The sequence below is a fragment of the Rhodococcus sp. NPDC057135 genome, assembly GCF_042670865.1.
Classification (GTDB): Bacteria; Actinomycetota; Actinomycetes; order Mycobacteriales; family Mycobacteriaceae; genus Rhodococcus_F.
This window is the reverse complement of record NZ_JBHUUU010000002.1, coordinates 458,500-478,332: the sequence shown is the minus strand read 5'-3', so window position 1 is coordinate 478,332 and position 19,833 is coordinate 458,500. Positions and strand designations below refer to the sequence as shown.

The window sequence follows — 19,833 nt, the reverse complement described above, 5'->3', positions numbered from 1 at the left end:
TCAGCGTTGCTTCGGCATCACCAGGGGAGCGACGACGGCGAGCAGTATCGCGGGGATCAGGAAACTCGCAGCAGGCGAAGAGTCGTAGATCGGTGTCAGGGCCAGGGGAGCAAGGGCAGCGCCGCCGAAGCGCATCGCTTGCACGACCGACACGGCGCCGCCGCGGTTGGGCCCCTCGGAGCCGAGTACCGCCGCGTTGACGCCTACCAGGACGAACTGGCTCGCGACGCCTGCGACAAACCATGCGATCGCGATCACCGGCACCAAGCCGGCGAGGCCGACGACGGACACCAGAACTGCACCGCCCAGGGCGCCGATCATCACGGAGGACCGTGCGCCGATGCGATCGATGAGGATTCCGATGCGTCGGGCCGAGAGGATGCCGGCCACACCGAAAACGGTGAGCAGTAGGCCGCGGACGGTGGGGGACAGTCCGAACTCGTCTTCGAAGCGGAAGGCAAGCAGGAAGCTCAGCCCACCGAGGGCGCCCCAGCCGAGCAGTGCAGCGATGCCGATCCGGAGCACTTCGGGGCGCAGTGCATCGCGTAGGCGTGCGGTAGTAGTTGCCGTCGGCGCTTCGGACTTCGGGAGCCCGACGGCTCCCAGGATGCCTGCGACCACAGCAATGACGAGAAAGGCCAGACGCCAGTCGAATTCGGCCGCGAGGCCGCCGATCAACGGAGCTGACGACTGCCCAGCAGCCTGGAAAGCGCCGAAGGCTCCGAGCGCTCGGCCCAGTCGGGCCTGCGGTGTTGCGGCCGCCAACGAAGCAAGCAGTAGCGGTGTGGTGAATGCGTTCGCCGAGCCCTGCAGTACACGGGCAGCCAGGAAGATCTCGAGAGTCGGGGCGAGGAAGCACGCCAACGACGCGAAGACGTAGACCCCGTATGCGATCCGCACGGTCCGGACTTTGCCCCACCGTGTCCCGAGTGTCCCGGACACCAACATCAGTGCGGCGAAGGGGAGCAGGTACGCGGTGAGCGAGGACGCGGCCGCCGACGGCCCGACCCCGAGATCGTCACCGATCTCGGGGAGGATCGAAGCAACCACGCCGCCGCCGAACGGGCCGAGGAACCCGCCGGCGTACAGCGCGATCAGTTGAAGCCGGAGACGCACGGGGCGCTGTGTACTTCCGCCTTCTTCCTCTGGAGTGTTCTTGCTCACAGTCCGAAGCTGCCGGGGCCTCGCCGTCTGAGGTAGCGCTCGAATTCCGCGGCGATGGCGTCGCCGTCGATCTTGGAGATGGCTTCGCTGATGTCGGTTTCGGCGTCGCCCCGTTCTTCCAGGGTGCGCACGTATTCGCCGATTTCCTCGTCGTCCGCGGTCATTTCGTTGACCGCTTCCTCCCAGTCCTCCGACTGAGCTGGGAGCTCCCCGAGGGGGACCTCGATGTCGAGAACATCCTCGACGCGTTGAAGGAGGGCCACTGTGGCCTTCGGGTTGGGTGGCTGCGACACGTAGTGCGGAACCGCTGCCCAGAACGAAATAGCGGGTACACCAGCACGAACGCACTCGTCCTGAAGGACTCCGGTAATGCCTGTCGGTCCTTCGTAGCGGGTCTGTTCCAGATTGAACCGGGCGGCGGATTCGCTGCTGTACGCGGTGCCGGTGACCGGGACCGGGCGTGTGTGCGGAGTGTCTGCAAGCAGTGCACCGAGGATGACCACGGTCTTGACGTTCAGTTGGTCGATCAATTCGAGCAGATCTTCGCAGAAGCTGCGCCACCGCATGTTGGGTTCGATCCCGCGCAGCAGGACGATGTCGCTCTCGCTGCCAGGAGGCGAACAGACCGACAAACGTGTTGCCGGCCAGACGATTTCGCGGGTGACTCCGTCGACCTGACGGACCGTGGGACGGTTGACCTGATAGTCGTAGTAGTCCTCGGAATCGAGTTCGGCGAGCGGCTGGGCATCCCAGATCAACTCGAGATGTTCGACCGCACCACTGGCCGCGTCACCGGCGTCGTTCCAGCCCTCGAAAGCTGCAACGAGGATGGGATCACGTAGGACAGGGATGTCGCCCTCGAGGCGGTCGCTGCTGTCGACGGCAAAGCCGTCAGGACTCTCGAAGGCCGCGGAATCGTCGAAATCGACCGGGCCGTCGGGAGTGACGGGGAACTCACTTGGACTCACCCACCCAGCCTACGGCCAGAGCTTGTCGGTGCGCCCACTACTCTGGACGGCATGTCTGCCCCATTTAACTCTGCCCTGCTTGATGCGCTGAAACAGCGCGTTGTCATCGGCGACGGAGCGATGGGCACCATGTTGCAGGCCGCGGAGCTCACCCTGGACGACTTCCTCGGCCTCGAGGGGTGCAATGAGATCCTCAACGACACCCGTCCCGACGTGCTCAAAGACATCCACCGTGCGTACTTCGCCGCTGGTGCCGATGCCGTCGAGACCAACACCTTCGGTTGCAACCTGCCCAACCTCGCCGACTACGACATCTCTCACCGGATCCGCGAACTCTCGGAAAAAGGCACTGCTCTCGCCCGCGAAGTGGCGGACGAGATGGGACCCGGCCGCGACGGAATGGCCCGATTCGTACTCGGCTCGATGGGGCCGGGAACCAAGCTTCCCAGTCTCGGACACGCACCGTACGCAGTCCTTCGTGACGCGTACACCGAAGCTGCGCTCGGCATGATCGACGGTGGCGCCGACGCCATCCTCGTCGAAACCTGCCAGGACCTGCTTCAGGTGAAAGCTGCAATCCTCGGCAGCCAGCGCGCGATGGAGCAACTCGGACTGCGGTTGCCGATCATCACGCACGTGACGGTCGAGACAACCGGAACGATGCTCCTGGGCAGTGAGATCGGTGCGGCGCTGACGGCACTCGAGCCGCTCGGTATCGACATGATCGGCCTGAACTGCGCCACCGGGCCGGCCGAGATGAGTGAACATCTCCGACATCTCTCCAAGTACTCGACGCTGCCGGTGTCGGTCATGCCCAATGCCGGCCTGCCGCAACTCGGCCCCAAGGGCGCCGAGTACCCGCTGACCGCCGACGAATTGGCCGAAGCCCTCAGTGGTTTCGTCTCCGAGTTCGGACTCGGTCTCGTCGGTGGCTGCTGCGGAACGACACCGGAGCACATCAGCGCGGTGGCCGAGGCGGTCCGCCAGGTCGAGAAGGCCCAGCGCACTCCGATCCACGAGCCGAGCACCTCTTCGCTGTACTCCGCGGTGCCGTTCGAGCAGGACGCCAGCATCCTGATGATCGGCGAACGCACGAACTCCAACGGCTCCAAGGCTTTCCGCGAGGCAATGCTCTCCGCGGACTACCAGAAGTGCCTGGACATCGCCAAGGACCAGACCCGCGACGGCGCACACATGCTCGACCTCAACGTCGACTACGTGGGCCGCGACGGTGCCGCCGACATGTCAGAACTGGCAAGCCGTTTGGCGACGTCCTCGACGCTCCCGATCATGCTCGACTCCACCGAGCCTGCCGTGCTGCAGGCCGGTCTCGAGCACCTCGGTGGCCGCTGCGCCGTCAACTCCGTCAACTACGAAGACGGCGCCGGCCCGGAATCGCGTTTCCACAAGATCATGACGCTGGTCAAGGAACACGGCGCGGCCGTTGTCGCCCTGACCATCGACGAAGAAGGCCAGGCTCGCACCGCCGAGACCAAGGTTGCCATCGCCAAGCGTCTGATCGAGGACATCACGGGCAACTGGGGACTCGCCGAGTCCGACATCATCGTCGACGCGTTGACCTTCCCCATCTCGACCGGTCAGGAAGAGGTTCGACGCGACGGCATCGAGACCATCGAAGCTATCCGTCAGCTCAAGGCCGCCTACCCGGAACTGCACTTCACCCTGGGTATCTCCAACATTTCGTTCGGTTTGAACCCGGCCGCACGTCAGGTCCTCAACTCGGTGTTCCTGCACGAGTGCACCGAGGCCGGTCTGGACACGGCGATCGTTCACGCGTCCAAGATTCTGCCGATGGCCCGCATTCCGGACGAGCAGCGTGAAACCGCACTCGACCTGGTCTACGACCGTCGTCGCGAGGGTTACGACCCACTGCAGAAGCTGATGGCTCTCTTCGAGGGCGTTTCGGCTGCATCGGCGCGTGAGTCCCGCGCACAGGAACTCGCGGGACTTCCGCTGTTCGATCGCCTCGAGCGTCGCATCGTCGACGGTGAGCGCAACGGCCTCGACGACGACCTCACCGAGGCGATGACGATCAAGCCGCCGCTGGCCATCATCAACGAGACTTTGCTGTCCGGCATGAAGACCGTCGGTGAGCTGTTCGGCTCCGGTCAGATGCAGCTGCCGTTCGTGTTGCAGTCGGCCGAGGTCATGAAGGCTGCGGTTGCTTTCCTCGAACCGCACATGGAAGCCACCGACGAGGACGGCAAGGGCCGTATCGTGATCGCGACCGTCAAGGGCGACGTTCACGACATCGGCAAGAACCTGGTCGACATCATCTTGAGCAACAACGGCTACGAGGTAGTCAACATCGGCATCAAGCAGCCGATCGCGACCATCCTCGACGTCGCGTTGGACAAAAAGGCCGACGTAATCGGCATGTCCGGACTGCTCGTGAAGTCCACTGTCGTGATGAAGGAGAATCTGCAGGAACTCAACGCACGCGGTGTCGCCGAGAAGTTCCCGGTTCTGCTCGGCGGTGCGGCGCTGACGCGCTCGTACGTCGAGAACGATCTGCAGGAGGTGTACGAGGGCGATGTCAGCTACGCCCGCGACGCTTTCGAGGGTCTGAACTTGATGGACCAGATCATGACGACCAAGCGTGGTGGCGGCCCAGCGCCGGACAGCCCGGAGGCCATCGCAGCGCGTGAGAAGGCGGCCGAGCGTAAAGCCCGTCACGAGCGTTCCAAGCGAATCGCCGAAAAGCGTAAGGCTGCAGCGGTTCCCGTCATCCTGCCGGAGCGTTCCGACGTTGCCACCGACATTGCGGTGCCGACACCTCCGTTCTGGGGTTCGCGCATCGTCAAGGGAATCTCGCTGTCCGAGTACTCGGGCCTGCTCGACGAGCGCGCTCTCTTCCTCGGCCAGTGGGGTCTTCGCGGTCAGCGCAAGGGCGACGGTCCGACGTACGAGGAACTGGTCGAGTCGGAAGGCCGTCCGAGGCTTCGATACTGGCTCGATCGCCTGACGTCCGAGGGCATCCTCGCGCACGCCGCGGTTGTGTACGGGTACTTCCCGGCGATCTCGGAGGGCGACGACGTCATCGTGCTCACCGAGCCGAAACCGGATGCACCCGAACGGTTCCGGTTCACCTACCCGCGTCAGCACCGCGACCGCTTCCTGTGCATCGCGGACTTCGTCCGCTCGCGCAAGGACGCCGAAGCCACCGGCCAGGTCGACGTGCTTCCGTTCCAACTGGTGACGATGGGTCAGCCGATCGCGGACTTCGCCAACGAGTTGTTCGCGTCGAACTCGTACCGCGATTACCTCGAAGTACACGGAATCGGCGTCCAACTCACGGAATCTCTGGCCGAGTACTGGCATCGACGCGTCCGTGAAGAGCTTGTGCTTCCCGAGGGCCACACCGTCGCGGAGCAGGATCCGACCGAGGTTGCCGGGTACTTCGATCTCGAGTACCGCGGCGCTCGTTACTCGTTCGGATACGGTGCGTGCCCGGACCTCGAGGATCGTGCCAAGTTGGTTGCTTTGCTCGAACCCGAGCGGATCGGCGTCGAACTGTCCGAGGAACTGCAGCTGCATCCCGAGCAGTCCACTGACGCTTTTGTCCTGCACCACCCGGAAGCAAAGTATTTCAATGTCTGAGTTGTTGACAGAAGTATCCGAAACGACCCTCGGTGGTGTCCTGTGGGACATGGACGGCACCCTGCTCGATTCGGAGAAGCTGTGGGACATCGCGCTACGTGAGCTGTCCCTACGCCTGGGCGGACCGATGACGGAAGCGACTCGCATCGCCGTCATCGGTGCGTCGAGCCCCTTCGCCCTGGCGACGGTGTTCGACGCGCTCGGCCTGGAGAAGCATCCCGATGCCATCGCCGAGGCGAAGGACTGGATGTACACCCGCGTCGGCGATCTGTTCGAGGACGGCGTGACCTGGCGACCGGGCGCTCGCGATGCTCTGTCGACCGTGCGTGACGGCGGACTGCGTTCTGCACTGGTCACCAACACCGAGCGAGTTCTGGTCGATCGGGCACTCGGCATGCTCGGCCGTGAGTTCTTCGACCACTCGGTGTGCGGCGACGAGGTCCCCAACGGGAAACCGGCAGCGGATCCGTACCTGCGCGGCGCGCATCTGCTCGGACTCGAGCCGGCGCAGTGCCTCGCGATCGAGGACTCACCGACCGGTACGGCGTCGGCTAGCGCCGCGGGTTGCGCGGTGCTCGTCGTTCCGTGTGAGGTCGACGTCCTGGGCGGTCCTGGCCGCGTGTTCCGAGAGTCCCTGGTGGACTTGTCCATTCACGATCTTCACGACGTTCACTCGAGCGCGGCACGTTAGGCTGGATTTGCTGTGGCTATTCCGAAAATTGTTCTCTTCTACCAGTTCACGCCCTTGGCGGACCCGGAAGCGATCAAGCTGTGGCAGCACAGCCTCGCGGAGTCGAACAACTTGACGGGTCGGATCATCGTCTCGCCTCACGGGATCAATGCGACGGTCGGCGGAGACATCGAGGATGTCAAGCGATACGTCCGAGGTACGCGTGGCTACGAGCCGTTCCGCACCGCTGACATCAAGTGGTCGGACGGACTCGGCGACGATTTCCCTCGCCTGAGCGTCAAGGCTCGGTCGGAGATCGTGACGTTCGGTGCCCCCGACGAGCTGAAGGTCGACGAGAACGGTGTAGTCGGCGGCGGAGTTCACCTGGCGCCCAAAGAACTACACGAACTCGTCGACAGTCGCGGTGACGAGGTCGTGTTCTTCGACGGGCGCAATGCGTTCGAAGCCGAGATCGGCCGTTTCCGAGATGCAGTGGTTCCGGACGTGGCCACCACTCGCGATTTCGTCGACGAACTCGACAGCGGCAAGTACGACCATCTCAAGGGCAAAGCCGTGGTCACCTACTGCACCGGGGGAGTGCGCTGCGAGGTGTTGTCTTCACTGATGCGCTCACGTGGCTTCGACGAGGTCTACCAGTTGGACGGCGGAATCGTCCGTTACGGCGAAACTTTCGGCGACCGCGGTCTCTGGGACGGTTCCTTGTACGTGTTCGACAAGCGGATGAACATCGAGTTCTCATCCGAAGCCAAGACGCTCGGCGTCTGTGTCGATTGCGGTACTCCGACGCCGCGGTTCCGCAATCGGATCGACGGTGACGGTCGCACCCTCGAATTGCTCTGCGAAAGCTGTTCACCAGACCTCGAGCAGGACTGAGCAGTGCCCAAGGCTCCGTTGCCGATCCGAAACGGTCTCGGGCCGGATCGGCTGCGGATGCCGGCCGAGTCGTCCGCGCGTACCGTTCTCGAGCACCTGATCGCCGAAAATCCGGGGGAGCGGGATCTGTGGGCGGACCTCGTGAACGCCGGGGATGTCGTCGACGAGCACGGGCGCAAGATCACCGGCGAAACGCCTTATCCGCCGACCCGTTTCGTGTACTTCTACCGCGAACCAGCTCCCGAGATTCCGGTCCCGCACGAGATCGAGATCCTGTACCGCGACGACTTGATTCTCGTGATCGACAAACCACACTTCCTGGCGACCATTCCGCGGGGAGCACACATTGTCGAAAGCGCGGTCGTGCGACTGCGTCGCGACCTGGATCTTCCGGATCTTGCGCCAGTTCACCGCCTCGACCGGATGACGGCGGGGGTCATCGTGTTCACCATGACACCGGACCTACGACGGCCGTACCAGGAACTTTTTGCCGAGCAGCGGATCGTCAAGGAATACGAGGCGATTGCAGGCTTCGATCCGGAACTGACTTTCCCGCGCACAGTGCGCAGTCGCATCAACAAGGTTCACGGCGAGATGACGGCCACCGAGATCGCGGGTGAGCCGAACAGTGAGACCTCGATCGAACTGATCGAGGTGATCACCGACTCTGTCGGCCGGACACTTGGGCGATACAAGTTGCTCCCACGGACCGGCCGGACCCATCAGCTTCGCCTGCATCTGAACTCTCTCGGTATCCCGATCGTCGGCGACAATTACTACCCCCAGTACCTCCCCGCGGTGCCCGGCGACTTCTCCACGCCGTTGCGATTGTTGGCGCGGGCGCTGGAGTACCCGGATCCGATCACCGGGCAGACCCGCAGGTTCGTCAGTTCGCGCAGCCTCGACGCAGGGCTGTGAACACCGCTGTTCGTGGGCGTGTGAAAACCGCTTCCGTCCTCGTGAAAGAATGTCTACCCGTGAAGACCTTCGAATCCTTGTTCGCCGAATTGACCGAGCGTGCTGCTACTCGCCCCGAGGGGTCCGGCACTGTCGCCGCCCTCGACGCCGGTGTGCATGCGCAGGGCAAAAAGGTCATCGAGGAAGCCGGTGAAGTGTGGATCGCTGCGGAATACCAGAGCGATGAGCAGCTAGCCGAGGAAATTTCCCAGCTGCTGTACTGGACGCAGGTGTTGATGGTCGGTCGCGGACTGACCCTCGAGGACGTGTACCGACATCTGTGATCGGAGCTGACCAGCGAGATGTTCGCCATTTCGCTCGTCCAGGGCTTCCGATTCACGTCGTCTCACGTCAACCACACCTTCCGAAAGGACATCCACCATGCTGCGCGTAGCAGTTCCCAACAAAGGCTCACTGTCCGAGTCAGCCGCCGAGATTCTCAGCGAGGCGGGCTACCGTCGACGCACCGATTCCCGTGATCTGACGGTCCTCGATCCTGCCAATCAGGTCGAGTTCTTCTTCCTGCGCCCCAAGGACATTGCGATCTATGTCGGCTCCGGTGAACTGGATCTCGGCATCACCGGTCGCGACCTCGCCGGCGACTCGGGAGCTCCCGTGTCCGAGCGTCTGTCGCTGGGCTTCGGCCGTTCGTCGTTCCGCTACGCAGCACCGGCCGGCAAGGATTGGACGGTCGAGGATCTGTCCGGCCTTCGTATTGCGACGTCGTACCCGAACCTCGTCCGCAAGGACCTCACAGATCGCGGACTCGACGCCACCGTCATCCGTCTCGACGGCGCCGTGGAGATCTCGATTCAGCTCGGTGTCGCCGACGCGATCGCCGACGTGGTCGGATCGGGTCGCACTCTCCGTCAACACAACCTCGTGGCTTTCGGCGAATCGCTCTGCGATTCCGAGGGTGTCCTGATCGAGCGCACCGGCGCTCCGCAGGACGATCCCGCCCGCAACCAGCTCATCGAACGCGTACGCGGAATCGTCTTCGCTCAGCAGAACCTGATGATCGACTACGACTGCCCGCGCACCATCCTCGACGACGCCATCAAGATGACCCCCGGTATGGAGTCGCCGACGCTCTCACCGTTGGCCGATCCTGACTGGGTCGCGGTTCGCGCGATGGTCCCGATCAAGGGACACAACCAGGTGATGGATGCCTTGGCCGAACTCGGTGCCAAGGCCATCCTCGCGTCGAACATCCGCTCGGTACGCGCTTTCTGATCACTGCCTGAATAGATCTACGCGCATTCGCGCCCGTTCCTGGAAGTCAGGGACGGGCGCGAATCTGCAAAGTCTGGGCGATACGGCCCACGGCACCCTGCTCGTCGTAGAGCACACCCGCACACATGCCGACGCCGTCCGGACCGGTTGTGGTTTCGGCGGCGACACCGACCCAGTCGCCCTCGGGCACGCGGAAGATATGCACCGTGAGATCGGTGTTGAGGAACGTCCAGTGCTCCGGGTCGAGCTTGGCGCCGACGCCGTTGGAGATGTCGGCCACCGCGAACAAGCGCTCGAGGGCAGACATCTTCTCGCCCTCGACCAGTTCGGGCTTGGGGCGTGCCCACACCTTTCCGGTGCCCACGCACCCGATCGGAGCAATCCAGGACCAGTCGAGGGTCTTGAGGTAGCCGACGCTCCAGAGACCCTCGAGAACGCCCGGGGTTCCACTGTCGCGGGGTTCGAGCGGGGGATCGACAACGTGGACGACGTCACCGGTATCCACTGTCTCCATCCGCCATGCCGTCCCTCGTGCAACAGCGCGTGCAGATCCGTCGGTGGTGGTCGCCCACAGTTCGGCGACGATCAATTCGATACGGCGACCGGGTCGTTCGATCCAGGACCGGACTTCGAGGTCGGCGATCGGAATCGGTCCGAGAATCTCGACGACGACACGCGTCAGACGGGTCTCGTCGCGCGCACCGCACCGCTCGAGGGCTCGTACCAACAGCGCCGACGGGGGAGCGCCGTGCTGCAGCGTCGGGCCCCAGATGCTGACAGTTGCCTGCGTGCTCGCGAACCGCTCGTGCCCTTCCTCCGTCGTTCCGAGGTAGCGGTAGTACGAACTGTCCGTCATGTTATGAATTCTCCTTTGCGACAACAGGTTCGGCGCTCAACAGATCCGGCCAACCTGGATACGGCGGTGGTGTTCCGCCGAACGAGGGGCACAGTGACTTGTGATCGCACCAGTCGCACAGTTTGCCAGGCTTGGGTCTGAAGTCTCCGGTCGCACCTGCTGCGAGGATCGCCTTCCAAATGGCGGAGAGGGTTCGTTCGAATCTGATCAGCTCGTCGTGGTCCGGGGCGTACGTGAGAATCGAGCCGGAGGCCAGGTAGATCAGGCGCAGTTGCGCGGGAACGATTCCGCGAGTGCGCAGCAGTACGAGCGCGTAGAACTTCATCTGGAAGAGCGCTTTGGACTCGGTGAACTCACGAGGAGCCTTCCCGGTCTTGTAGTCGACCACCCGCACCTCGCCCGTCGGTGCAACGTCTATCCGGTCGACGAAACCGCGGAGTCGAACGCCGTTGTCCAATTCGGTCTCGACGTACACCTCGCATGCCTCGGCATCGAATCGAGTGGGATCTTCGAGCGTGTAGTAGGTCGCGACGAGCTTGCCGACTTCACCGAGAAACGCGTCCAGCTCGTCGTCCGGAATCAGATCGGCGGCCTCGGGAGACTCGGCACTGACACGTTCCCACGCGGGCCGGACGAGTTCGGCTGCGCGATCGGGAACCCGGTGACCGGTCGGGAGCGCAAACAGCGCTTCCAGTGCCGCGTGTACGACGGTGCCTCTGACCTGCGCTCTGGTGGGTGTTTCCGGAATTCTGTCGACCGCTCGAAACCGATAGAGCAGGGGGCATTGTTTGTAGTCACCCGCCCGAGACGGAGAGAGCGCCGGCCGACTACGCGGGCGCTCGTGTGATGTGGCACCCGTTGGAGTGGGGGTTGGCAATTCGACAGAGCTCACACCTGGCAGGCTATGCGGTTGGTCCGACAACTCCGTCGGAGCCGGTGGCGAGGACACCGGAAACAAGCGAACAGGGATCATCTGCGCATGGCGAACGAGCTGCAACCAGAAGAAGTCACGACCGAAGTGGATGAGGTTGTGCAGTCCGCTGTCGCCGAGATTCCCGAACCAGAGCTTCCAGACGCTGATCTCACCGCGCCGGGTAAGCGGCCGTCGGGACCGTTCCGCGTCGGCGATCGCGTCCAGCTGACCGACGGCAAGGGACGCCACTACACGATCGTCCTCGAGGCGAATCGTGAGTACCACACCCACAAGGGCGGAATCGTTCACAACGACCTGATCGGTGCCGACGAGGGCAGCGTCGTCAAGTCGGTCAACGGCACGCCTTACCTCGCTCTGCGTCCACTACTGGTGGACTACGTGCTCTCCATGCCGCGCGGTGCCCAGGTCATCTACCCGAAGGACGCGGCTCAGATCGTCCACGAGGGCGACGTGTTCCCCGGAGCGCGCGTGCTCGAAGCAGGAGCCGGCTCCGGCGCACTGACGTGTTCCCTGCTGCGTGCTGTCGGCCCCGAGGGCAAGGTCATCTCCTACGAGGTCCGCGACGATCACGCCGAACACGCGGTCCGCAACGTCGAGACCTTCTTCGGGGAGCGTCCCCCGAACTGGGAACTGACCATCGCCGATCTCGCGGAGTTCGATCCGGAAGCGCACGGCGGCAAGGTCGATCGCGTCGTACTCGACATGCTGGCTCCGTGGGACGTCCTGCCCGCCGTCTCGAAGGCGCTCGTGCCTGGCGGCGTTCTGATCGTCTACGTCGCGACCGTTACTCAGCTCTCGAAGGTCGTCGAGGCGATGCGCGAGCAGGAATGCTGGACCGAGCCCCGGTCGTGGGAATCGATCGTGCGCGGTTGGCACGTCGTCGGTTTGGCGGTGCGCCCCGAGCACCGGATGCAGGGTCACACCGCGTTCCTCGTGAGCGCTCGTCGTCTGGCCGAAGGAACTGTCACCCCGAAGCCCCAGCGGCGTGCGGGCAAGGGCTCGAATACCGCAGCCAAGTAGTCACTGGAAAACAACAAGAGCGGCGATCCGGTATCCGGATCGCCGCTCTTCGTGTTGCCTGAAACTTATGCGGTGCAGGAAGCGCGGCCCATTTCCAGGAGCACGCAAGCCGAGGTATCGGACAGCTTCCAGGATCCGTCTTCGAGCTCCCAGGTCCACGGGGTGGCCGGTGCGGCGCCGTGCGGGCTGACGACGGCGACGTCTGCAGTTGCGGTCTGACCGTCGACCTTGACGTTGTCCACGTTGAACGTGATCGCGTAGGCCGGGTTACCGCCCAGCGCAGCACTCATCGTCTCGATGTTGGCCTGACGCTTCGTTCCGTCGACCACCAGAGCGGTCTTCTCCTCGATCGGCTTGGCCGGATCGATCAGAGCGACCAGCGAAGCGTTGAGCTCCTCGGCCGTCGGAGCCGCTGCGGCAGCGGCAGCTGACGTCGTGGCGGAAGCCGAGGACTTGGCCGTGGTGCTCGAGGCGGCGGCGGAAGTCGAGCTGGCAGCCGTCGAATCCTTGTTGTCGTCCGAGCTGCATGCACCCATGGTCAGGACGGCAGCGACGGCACAAGCGCTGATGAGAGTCTTGCGGATGATCACAGCGTTACCTTTCGTTGTAAAGAGAGACAGGCGCTGTCTCCATCTTGTAGGCAAGGCTAACATGACCAAATTCTGGCTCGAGACCAGTCGGCACGGTCCCCGTGCGGGTGTGAATTCGCACTCGCGCACCGTGTCTGGCGACAGTTGGGGCCTTATGCCGGTAGCGTTGATGGATCGCACTGGGAGGAGACGCACATGAGCTCGACAGAGAACCCGGATTCGGTTGCGGCAGCAGAAGAACTCCACGCGCTACGAGTGGAAGCACAGGTACTGCGCCGACAACTCGCACAATCGCCGGAGCAGGTGCGTGAGCTGGAGTCGAAGGTGGACTCGCTGTCCATCCGAAACAGCAAGCTGATGGACACCCTCAAGGAGGCCCGTCAGCAGCTCATCGCACTTCGTGAAGAAGTCGACAGACTCGGTCAGCCGCCGAGCGGTTACGGAGTTCTTCTCTCGGTACACGAGGACAAGACCGTCGATGTGTTCACGTCCGGTCGCAAGATGCGATTGACGTGCTCACCGAACATCGACACGGACACCCTTGCCCTCGGACAGACGGTTCGCCTCAACGAGGCACTCACCATCGTCGAGGCGGGCACCTACGAGCAGGTCGGCGAGATCAGCACGCTCCGTGAGGTACTCGACGACGGACTGCGCGCGCTGGTGGTCGGGCATGCCGACGAAGAGCGCATCGTCTGGCTCGCAGCACCGTTGGCGGCCGTCTTCGCCGATCCCGAAGCCGACATCATCGCGTACGACGCTGATTCTCCGACCAGAAAACTGCGTCCCGGCGACTCGTTGCTCGTCGACACCAAGGCCGGATACGCCTTCGAGCGCATCCCGAAGGCCGAGGTCGAGGATCTGGTTCTCGAGGAAGTTCCGGATGTTCACTACGACGACATCGGCGGTCTCGGTCGTCAGATCGAGCAGATCCGTGACGCCGTCGAGCTTCCGTTCCTGCACAAGGACCTGTTTCACGAGTACTCGCTGCGACCGCCGAAGGGAGTACTGCTCTACGGTCCTCCCGGTTGCGGTAAGACGCTCATCGCCAAGGCAGTCGCCAACTCGTTGGCCAAGAAGATCGCCGAAGCCCGCGGTCAGGACAGCAAAGACGCCAAGTCCTACTTCCTGAACATCAAAGGCCCGGAACTTCTGAACAAGTTCGTCGGCGAAACCGAGCGTCACATTCGGATGATCTTCCAGCGTGCTCGCGAGAAGGCGTCCGAGGGTACTCCGGTGATCGTCTTCTTCGACGAGATGGACTCGATCTTCCGTACCCGTGGTTCGGGAGTCTCCTCCGACGTGGAGACTACGGTCGTTCCGCAGTTGCTCAGCGAGATCGACGGCGTGGAAGGGCTCGAGAACGTCATCGTCATCGGTGCGTCCAACCGTGAGGACATGATCGACCCGGCCATCCTGCGTCCGGGCCGACTGGACGTGAAGATCAAGATCGAGCGCCCCGACGCGGAATCTGCTCAGGACATCTTCTCGAAGTACCTGGTGGACGGTCTGCCGATCAATGCGGACGACCTAGCCGAGTTCGGTGGAGATCGCACTGCATGCTTGAAGGCGATGATCGTTCGCGTCGTCGATCGCATGTACGCGGAGAGCGAAGAGAATCGTTTCCTCGAGGTCACGTACGCCAACGGTGACAAGGAAGTTCTGTTCTTCAAGGACTTCAACTCGGGTGCGATGATCCAGAACATCGTCGACCGCGCCAAGAAGTACGCGATCAAGTCGGTGCTCGACACCGGTGCTCCGGGCTTGCGTGTGCAGCACCTCTTCGATTCCATCGTCGACGAGTTCGCCGAGAACGAGGATCTGCCCAACACCACCAATCCTGATGACTGGGCACGTATTTCGGGCAAGAAGGGGGAGCGGATCGTCTACATCCGCACTCTCGTCACGGGCAAGAACGCCAGTGCAAGCCGCGCGATCGACACGGAGTCGAACACGGGCCAGTACCTGTAGCGAAAACCAACACCGATCGGGCCGGCCACTCCTCGAGAGTCGTCGGCCCGATCGGTGCGTCGCTGCTGTTCCCTCCGTTGCGATTGGACCGGTCGGTCGCGCTGGTTTAGAGTCCCGCCGTGCAGATACATCTTCGACACAATCCGTCGTCCACAGTCGCTCGCTGCTACCTCGCGCCCGGCGAACCGCTGCGCGTGGAGAGCGGGGCAATGCTCGCGCATTCTGCCGGCGTGGTTCTCGAAGCGAAGGCGCAGGGCGGCGTCCTGCAAGGCCTCAAGCGGTCGATGCTCAGTGGAGAATCGTTTTTCGTCACGACGTATACCGCTCCGCCGCAAGGTGGTTGGGTCGATGTGACGGGCGTTCTTCCCGGCGATCTGATCCCGCTGACCATCACGTCCGATCGCCCGTTCTTCCTCAACCGTGGAACCTGGTTGGCCAACTCCTACGGCGTCACGGTCGAGTCCAAATGGGGAGGCATGTCCAACCTCTTCGGCGGTGAGGGCGGGTTCGGCCTGCGGGCAAGTGGCGACGGTGAGGTAGTGCTGGCCGTCTACGGCGCGATCGACGTCATCGACTTGCAGCCGGGCGAGACGATCACGATCGACACCGGTCACGTGGTCGCCTACGACCTCGGAATGAACTTCAACATGCGGCGCGCCGTTCAGGGACGCACCATTCAGTCGATGAAGTCCGGCGAAGGATTTGTCTTCGACTTCACCGGCCCCGGACGCGTTCTCGCGCAGACCCGCAACCCCAGTGCGTTTGCGGCGTGGCTCTCGGCGATCACCCCGGGCTGATCACCGTCCCAGTGGTGTTCAACTCCAGTGCTGTTCAGCCCCAGTGGTGTTCAACTCCAGCAATAGTCGGCCAGCAGAGCGCGTGAGTCCGGAACGAACGGCCATGACGGGTCTTGCAGGTGGGCGCCGAGTTCTTTCGGCGTCCACCACCAACCTTCGGCGATCTCGCTGGGCTGATGAGCCATCGGACCGTCGTACCTGAGTTCGAACGCAAACAGGTGACAGCGCAGCGGAGAGTTGTTCCACTCGCCGTCCCAGGATTTTCGAGCGATCTCCGTCAGTTGGAGTGGCTGATCTGCCGTTCCGAATATTCCGAGCTCTTCACCGACTTCACGGATCGCAGTTTCCTGCGGCGTCTCACCTGGATCCACGACACCTCCGGCAAGACAGTCGTGATAGCCCCCGAACACTGCCTTCGTGTCGGTTCGGCGATGGACGTAGATCCGCGAACCGTCCCCGGTGCGAACGAGGACTCCTGCGCTCGCGTGCCAGAGCCCGCCCGAGTAGACGACGGAACGTGACGCTCGGCCGATCGGATTACCCGTCCGGTCGTACACGGCGACTACCTCGTCCGCGGGATTGAGGTCTGCGGTGAGAGGTTGGTGCATTCCTCCAACTGTGCCACGCCTGTAGGCGCCGCGCCTCAATCACATAGGCTCTTGTGTCATGCAGCGGATCATCGGTGTCGAGGTCGAATACGGAATATCTTCACCCAGTGAGCCGTCGGCGAATCCGATTCTCACTTCAACCCAGGCGGTGCTTGCCTACGCCGCCGCAGCAGGCGTGCCACGAGCCAAGCGCACACGCTGGGACTACGAGGTCGAATCTCCGCTCCGTGACGCCCGAGGCTTCGATCTGGGGCGAATGAGCGGCCCCGCACCGGTGATCGACGCGGACGAGATCGGCGCCGCGAACATGATTCTCACCAACGGGGCACGGTTGTACGTCGATCACGCCCATCCCGAGTATTCGGCCCCCGAGGTCGCCGACCCGCTCGACGCAGTGATCTGGGACAAGGCCGGCGAACGAGTGATGGAAGCTGCTGCGCGGCACGCATCCAGCGTGCCGGGTGCGCCACGGCTGCAGCTGTACAAGAACAACGTCGACGGCAAGGGTGCCTCGTACGGCACGCACGAGAATTACCTGTGCTCGCGCGACACCCCGTTCGCCTCGATCGTGACCGGCTTGACGCCGTTCTTCGCGTCCCGGCAGGTGATCTGTGGTTCCGGTCGTGTGGGTCTCGGTCAGTCCGGCGACGAGGCCGGATTCCAGCTTTCGCAGCGATCGGACTACATCGAGGTCGAGGTAGGCCTCGAGACCACGCTCAAGCGCGGAATCATCAACACCCGCGACGAACCGCACGCGGATGCGGACAAGTACCGCCGGCTGCACGTCATCATCGGCGACGCGAATCTCGCGGAGATGTCGACGTACCTCAAGGTGGGAACAACGGCGCTGGTACTCGACCTGATCGAGGCTGGTGTCGACCTCACCGATCTGCAACTGGCACGTCCGGTCACCGCTGTCCACCACATCAGCCACGACCCGACTTTGCGCAAGACCGTGGCGCTGGCTGACGGACGTGAACTGACAGGACTTGCGCTGCAACGTATTTACCTCGAGCGTGTCTCGAAGTTCCTGGACCGTGAGACCGATCGTGATCCGCGAGCGGACGACATCGTCGCCAAGTGGGCGATGGTTCTCGACCTCCTCGAGCGCGATCCCATGGAGTGCGCGCACATCCTGGACTGGCCGGCCAAACTGCGTCTGCTCGAAGGTTTCCGCAATCGTGAGGGACTCGCGTGGTCGGCGCCGCGGTTGCATCTGGTGGATCTGCAGTACTCCGACGTGCGGCTCGACAAGGGGCTGTACAACCGCCTGGTTGCTCGAGGCTCCATGGAGCGGCTTGTCACCGAACAGCAGGTTCTCGACGCGGTCATGAACCCTCCCACCGACACTCGCGCATACTTTCGCGGCGAGTGCCTACGTCGATTCGGTGCCGATATTGCGGCTGCGAGCTGGGATTCGGTCATCTTCGATCTCGGGGGCGAGTCGTTGATCCGAATCCCCACCCTCGAGCCGCTTCGAGGCACCAAAGCGCACGTCGGAGCGTTGCTCGACTCCGTCGACAGCGCCGCGGAATTGGTTGATCAGCTCACTCACTGAAATCAGCCGATGCGGCTCGCCGTCGCGTCTCTCCACACCTGACGGTGCCGCTCGGTAGGGTGAAGGTCCGAGCGGGATCAGTTACCGACTCTGCTGGGCCGAACAGGATGCTCGCGAGAGCTCCCTTCACACAAGGAGGTCGACGGCGATGGCTCAAGAACAGACGCAGCGTGCCGGTGGCGGCGAAGACGACGAAACCACTGGTGGCGACGGCAGTGCCGGCCAGGAACGTCGCGAGAAGCTGGCTGCAGAAACCGACGACCTGCTCGACGAGATCGACGACGTGTTGGAAGAGAACGCCGAGGACTTCGTCCGCGCCTATGTCCAGAAGGGCGGCCAGTGACGGTGGATCGCGCGCCCCGGATCACAGACGGGGACACACGGTTGAGCTTCGGCTCGAATCTGTCGTCATTCTCGGAATACCTTCGGGTGCATGCGCCGGAGCACCTTCCGCAGAACCGCTTCGCCGACACAGGAGGTGTTGTCATGGGCGGGGGAGACGTAGCTCCGCACGGCACCACCATCGTCGCGATCAGCTATGCGGGTGGTGTTCTGCTCGCCGGTGATCGCCGAGCGACGATGGGCAACCTCATCGCCAGCCGTGACGTGCAGAAGGTGTACGTCACCGACGATTACTCGGCTGCGGGTATCGCCGGAACGGCCGGGATCGCAATCGAACTGGTTCGGCTCTTCGCAGTCGAACTCGAACATTACGAGAAGATCGAAGGCGTCCCACTCACGTTCGACGGTAAAGCCAATCGACTTTCGTCGATGGTTCGCGGAAATCTCGGCGCAGCGATGCAGGGATTGGCGGTCGTGCCGCTGCTGGTGGGTTACGACTTGGACGCGGTCGATCCGTCAACGGCCGGCCGGATCGTCTCCTACGACGTCGTCGGTGGGCGATACGAGGAGCGCGCTGGATATCACGCAGTCGGGTCGGGTTCTCTGTTCGCAAAATCGGCGCTCAAGAAGCTGTATTCCCCGGGAATCGACGAGGACACTGCACTTCGATTCGCAGTCGAAGCGCTGTACGACGCAGCAGATGACGATTCGGCTACCGGTGGTCCCGATCTGACACGCGGGATCTATCCGACAGCGGTCACCATCACCTCCGCCGGCGCGGTGGAGTTGTCGACCACGCGGGCTGCCGAGATTGCCAGGGAGATCGTCGCGGCTCGCACTGCGACCGCGAGTCCGGAAGGGGAGTCTGCGCTATGACGATGCCGTACTACGCATCAGCCGAACAGATCATGCGCGATCGTTCGGAATTGGCGCGCAAAGGAATTGCCCGCGGACGCAGCGTCGTCGTTCTCACCTACCGCGACGGAGTTCTCTTTGTCGCGGAGAATCCGTCGCGGGCGCTGCACAAGGTCAGCGAACTGTACGACCGTCTCGGATTTGCTGCAGTGGGCAAGTACAACGAGTTCGAGAATCTGCGCCGTGCGGGCATCGTGCACGCGGACATGCGCGGGTACTCGTACGACCGTCGGGATGTCACGGGGCGTTCCCTCGCCAATGCGTACGCGCAGACGTTGGGAACGATCTTCACCGAGCAGCCCAAGCCGTACGAGGTCGAGATCTGCGTTGCCGAGATCGGCCGCTTCGGAAGCAGTACGCCGGCTCAGCTCTACCGGATCACGTACGACGGTTCCATCGCGGACGAGCAGGAATTTGTCGTCATGGGCGGTACAACCGAACCGATCGTGACGGCGATGCGTGAGTCGTACCAGCGAGACCTCGACCTCGAATCCGCAGTGCGGATCGCGGTAGGGGCGCTTCAAAAGGGTGGCCCGGCACCGGCCGGAACCACTGAGGCGGAACCACGAACACTCGATGTGAGTGCGCTCGAGGTGGCCGTCCTCGACAGCAACCGTCCACGCCGCGCGTTCAAACGAATCGCTGGAACGGTTTTGGAAGAGATGCTTCCAGCTCCGGCAGCGACTGAGGATGCGCCGCCGGCTAAGGGCGACGCACCCTCGTAGTTACTGCAGG

General features: G+C 63.3%; 19 protein-coding genes. 13 read left to right on the top strand and 6 right to left on the bottom strand.

Translation table 11 applies throughout. The features are described from left to right. Positions 1–1,164, bottom strand: a complete 1,164-nt coding sequence (locus ACFT1A_RS05080; RefSeq protein ID WP_378446063.1) for an MFS transporter — start codon at positions 1,162–1,164, stop codon at positions 1–3. Beyond that, positions 1,161–2,015, bottom strand: coding sequence for a PAC2 family protein (locus ACFT1A_RS05075; RefSeq protein WP_223257810.1), 855 nt, complete (start codon positions 2,013–2,015; stop codon positions 1,161–1,163). The genes ACFT1A_RS05080 and ACFT1A_RS05075 overlap by 4 nt, the downstream gene beginning before the upstream one ends. A gap of 168 nt (positions 2,016–2,183) precedes the next feature. Here ACFT1A_RS05075 and metH point away from each other — a divergent pair, with 168 nt between their 5' ends. From metH to hisG, 6 genes are all read left to right on the top strand, one after another. Further along, on the top strand, positions 2,184–5,753 hold the full coding sequence (gene metH, locus ACFT1A_RS05070; RefSeq protein ID WP_378446062.1) for a methionine synthase: 3,570 nt from the start codon (positions 2,184–2,186) through the stop codon (positions 5,751–5,753). Continuing rightward, on the top strand, positions 5,746–6,444 hold the full coding sequence (locus ACFT1A_RS05065) for an HAD family hydrolase (protein ID WP_378446061.1): 699 nt from the start codon (positions 5,746–5,748) through the stop codon (positions 6,442–6,444). The genes metH and ACFT1A_RS05065 overlap by 8 nt, the downstream gene beginning before the upstream one ends. Positions 6,445–6,456: 12 nt before the next feature. After that, positions 6,457–7,317: a rhodanese-related sulfurtransferase gene (locus ACFT1A_RS05060; protein ID WP_378446060.1), complete on the top strand. Its 861-nt coding sequence runs from the start codon at positions 6,457–6,459 to the stop codon at positions 7,315–7,317. A 57-nt stretch (positions 7,318–7,374) separates the two neighbouring features. Further along, positions 7,375–8,235 (top strand): pseudouridine synthase, encoded by an 861-nt coding sequence (locus ACFT1A_RS05055; protein WP_378446128.1) that lies wholly within the window; start codon positions 7,375–7,377, stop codon positions 8,233–8,235. 59 nt (positions 8,236–8,294) lie between these two features. Continuing rightward, complete coding sequence (locus ACFT1A_RS05050; protein ID WP_003944933.1) at positions 8,295–8,558, top strand: phosphoribosyl-ATP diphosphatase; 264 nt, start codon at positions 8,295–8,297, stop codon at positions 8,556–8,558. Between the two features lie 97 nt (positions 8,559–8,655). Continuing rightward, positions 8,656–9,507 (top strand): ATP phosphoribosyltransferase, encoded by an 852-nt coding sequence (hisG, locus tag ACFT1A_RS05045; RefSeq protein WP_095970083.1) that lies wholly within the window; start codon positions 8,656–8,658, stop codon positions 9,505–9,507. 46 nt (positions 9,508–9,553) lie between these two features. Here the strand turns inward: hisG and ACFT1A_RS05040 are convergent, their stop codons facing one another. Further along, positions 9,554–10,363: a thioesterase family protein gene (locus ACFT1A_RS05040; RefSeq protein ID WP_378446059.1), complete on the bottom strand. Its 810-nt coding sequence runs from the start codon at positions 10,361–10,363 to the stop codon at positions 9,554–9,556. A gap of 1 nt (position 10,364) precedes the next feature. Next, complete coding sequence (locus ACFT1A_RS05035) at positions 10,365–11,255, bottom strand: RecB family exonuclease (RefSeq protein ID WP_378446058.1); 891 nt, start codon at positions 11,253–11,255, stop codon at positions 10,365–10,367. A 138-nt stretch (positions 11,256–11,393) separates the two neighbouring features. Here ACFT1A_RS05035 and ACFT1A_RS05030 point away from each other — a divergent pair, with 138 nt between their 5' ends. Beyond that, positions 11,394–12,317 carry a tRNA (adenine-N1)-methyltransferase gene (locus tag ACFT1A_RS05030; RefSeq protein WP_378446127.1) on the top strand — a complete coding sequence of 308 codons (924 nt, stop codon included), beginning with the start codon at positions 11,394–11,396 and terminating at the stop codon, positions 12,315–12,317. Between the two features lie 65 nt (positions 12,318–12,382). Here the strand turns inward: ACFT1A_RS05030 and ACFT1A_RS05025 are convergent, their stop codons facing one another. After that, the gene (locus ACFT1A_RS05025) at positions 12,383–12,907 is read right to left on the bottom strand and encodes a hypothetical protein (RefSeq protein ID WP_214886669.1); all 525 of its coding nucleotides are present in this window, start codon (positions 12,905–12,907) and stop codon (positions 12,383–12,385) included. Positions 12,908–13,102: 195 nt separating this feature from the next. Between ACFT1A_RS05025 and arc the strand changes: the two genes are divergently transcribed. Then, a complete protein-coding gene (gene arc, locus ACFT1A_RS05020) occupies positions 13,103–14,878 on the top strand; it encodes a proteasome ATPase (protein ID WP_003944870.1) in 1,776 nt (591 codons plus the stop codon). A gap of 119 nt (positions 14,879–14,997) precedes the next feature. Then, on the top strand, positions 14,998–15,675 hold the full coding sequence (locus ACFT1A_RS05015) for a TIGR00266 family protein (protein ID WP_230815672.1): 678 nt from the start codon (positions 14,998–15,000) through the stop codon (positions 15,673–15,675). 50 nt (positions 15,676–15,725) lie between these two features. On the opposite strand, the gene ACFT1A_RS05010 is transcribed toward ACFT1A_RS05015, so the two are convergent. Further along, the gene (locus ACFT1A_RS05010) at positions 15,726–16,283 is read right to left on the bottom strand and encodes an NUDIX domain-containing protein (RefSeq protein WP_378446057.1); all 558 of its coding nucleotides are present in this window, start codon (positions 16,281–16,283) and stop codon (positions 15,726–15,728) included. A gap of 58 nt (positions 16,284–16,341) precedes the next feature. Between ACFT1A_RS05010 and dop the strand changes: the two genes are divergently transcribed. The 4 genes from dop to prcA all read left to right on the top strand — a co-directional run bounded on the left by dop (position 16,342) and on the right by prcA (position 19,823). Beyond that, positions 16,342–17,841: a depupylase/deamidase Dop gene (gene dop / locus ACFT1A_RS05005; protein ID WP_378446056.1), complete on the top strand. Its 1,500-nt coding sequence runs from the start codon at positions 16,342–16,344 to the stop codon at positions 17,839–17,841. Between the two features lie 148 nt (positions 17,842–17,989). Beyond that, positions 17,990–18,184, top strand: a complete 195-nt coding sequence (locus tag ACFT1A_RS05000) for a ubiquitin-like protein Pup (protein ID WP_003944925.1) — start codon at positions 17,990–17,992, stop codon at positions 18,182–18,184. Then, the gene (prcB, locus tag ACFT1A_RS04995) at positions 18,181–19,059 is read left to right on the top strand and encodes a proteasome subunit beta (RefSeq protein WP_230815669.1); all 879 of its coding nucleotides are present in this window, start codon (positions 18,181–18,183) and stop codon (positions 19,057–19,059) included. Before ACFT1A_RS05000 ends, prcB begins: the two co-directional genes overlap by 4 nt. Further along, entirely contained in the window at positions 19,056–19,823 is a 768-nt protein-coding gene (prcA, locus tag ACFT1A_RS04990) for a proteasome subunit alpha (RefSeq protein ID WP_378446055.1), read from the top strand. The genes prcB and prcA overlap by 4 nt, the downstream gene beginning before the upstream one ends. Positions 19,824–19,833: the final 10 nt, after the last annotated feature.

Coding starts and splice junctions, on each gene's coding strand:
- hisG (WP_095970083.1), top strand. CDS start 8,656: ATGCTGCGCGTAGCAGTTCCCAACAAAGGCTCACTGTCCGAGTCAGCC.
- ACFT1A_RS05065 (WP_378446061.1), top strand. CDS start 5,746: ATGTCTGAGTTGTTGACAGAAGTATCCGAAACGACCCTCGGTGGTGTC.
- ACFT1A_RS05055 (WP_378446128.1), top strand. CDS start 7,375: ATGCCGGCCGAGTCGTCCGCGCGTACCGTTCTCGAGCACCTGATCGCC.
- metH (WP_378446062.1), top strand. CDS start 2,184: ATGTCTGCCCCATTTAACTCTGCCCTGCTTGATGCGCTGAAACAGCGC.
- arc (WP_003944870.1), top strand. CDS start 13,103: ATGAGCTCGACAGAGAACCCGGATTCGGTTGCGGCAGCAGAAGAACTC.
- ACFT1A_RS05000 (WP_003944925.1), top strand. CDS start 17,990: ATGGCTCAAGAACAGACGCAGCGTGCCGGTGGCGGCGAAGACGACGAA.
- dop (WP_378446056.1), top strand. CDS start 16,342: ATGCAGCGGATCATCGGTGTCGAGGTCGAATACGGAATATCTTCACCC.
- ACFT1A_RS05010 (WP_378446057.1), bottom strand. CDS start 16,283: ATGCACCAACCTCTCACCGCAGACCTCAATCCCGCGGACGAGGTAGTC.
- ACFT1A_RS05040 (WP_378446059.1), bottom strand. CDS start 10,363: ATGACGGACAGTTCGTACTACCGCTACCTCGGAACGACGGAGGAAGGG.
- prcA (WP_378446055.1), top strand. CDS start 19,056: ATGACGATGCCGTACTACGCATCAGCCGAACAGATCATGCGCGATCGT.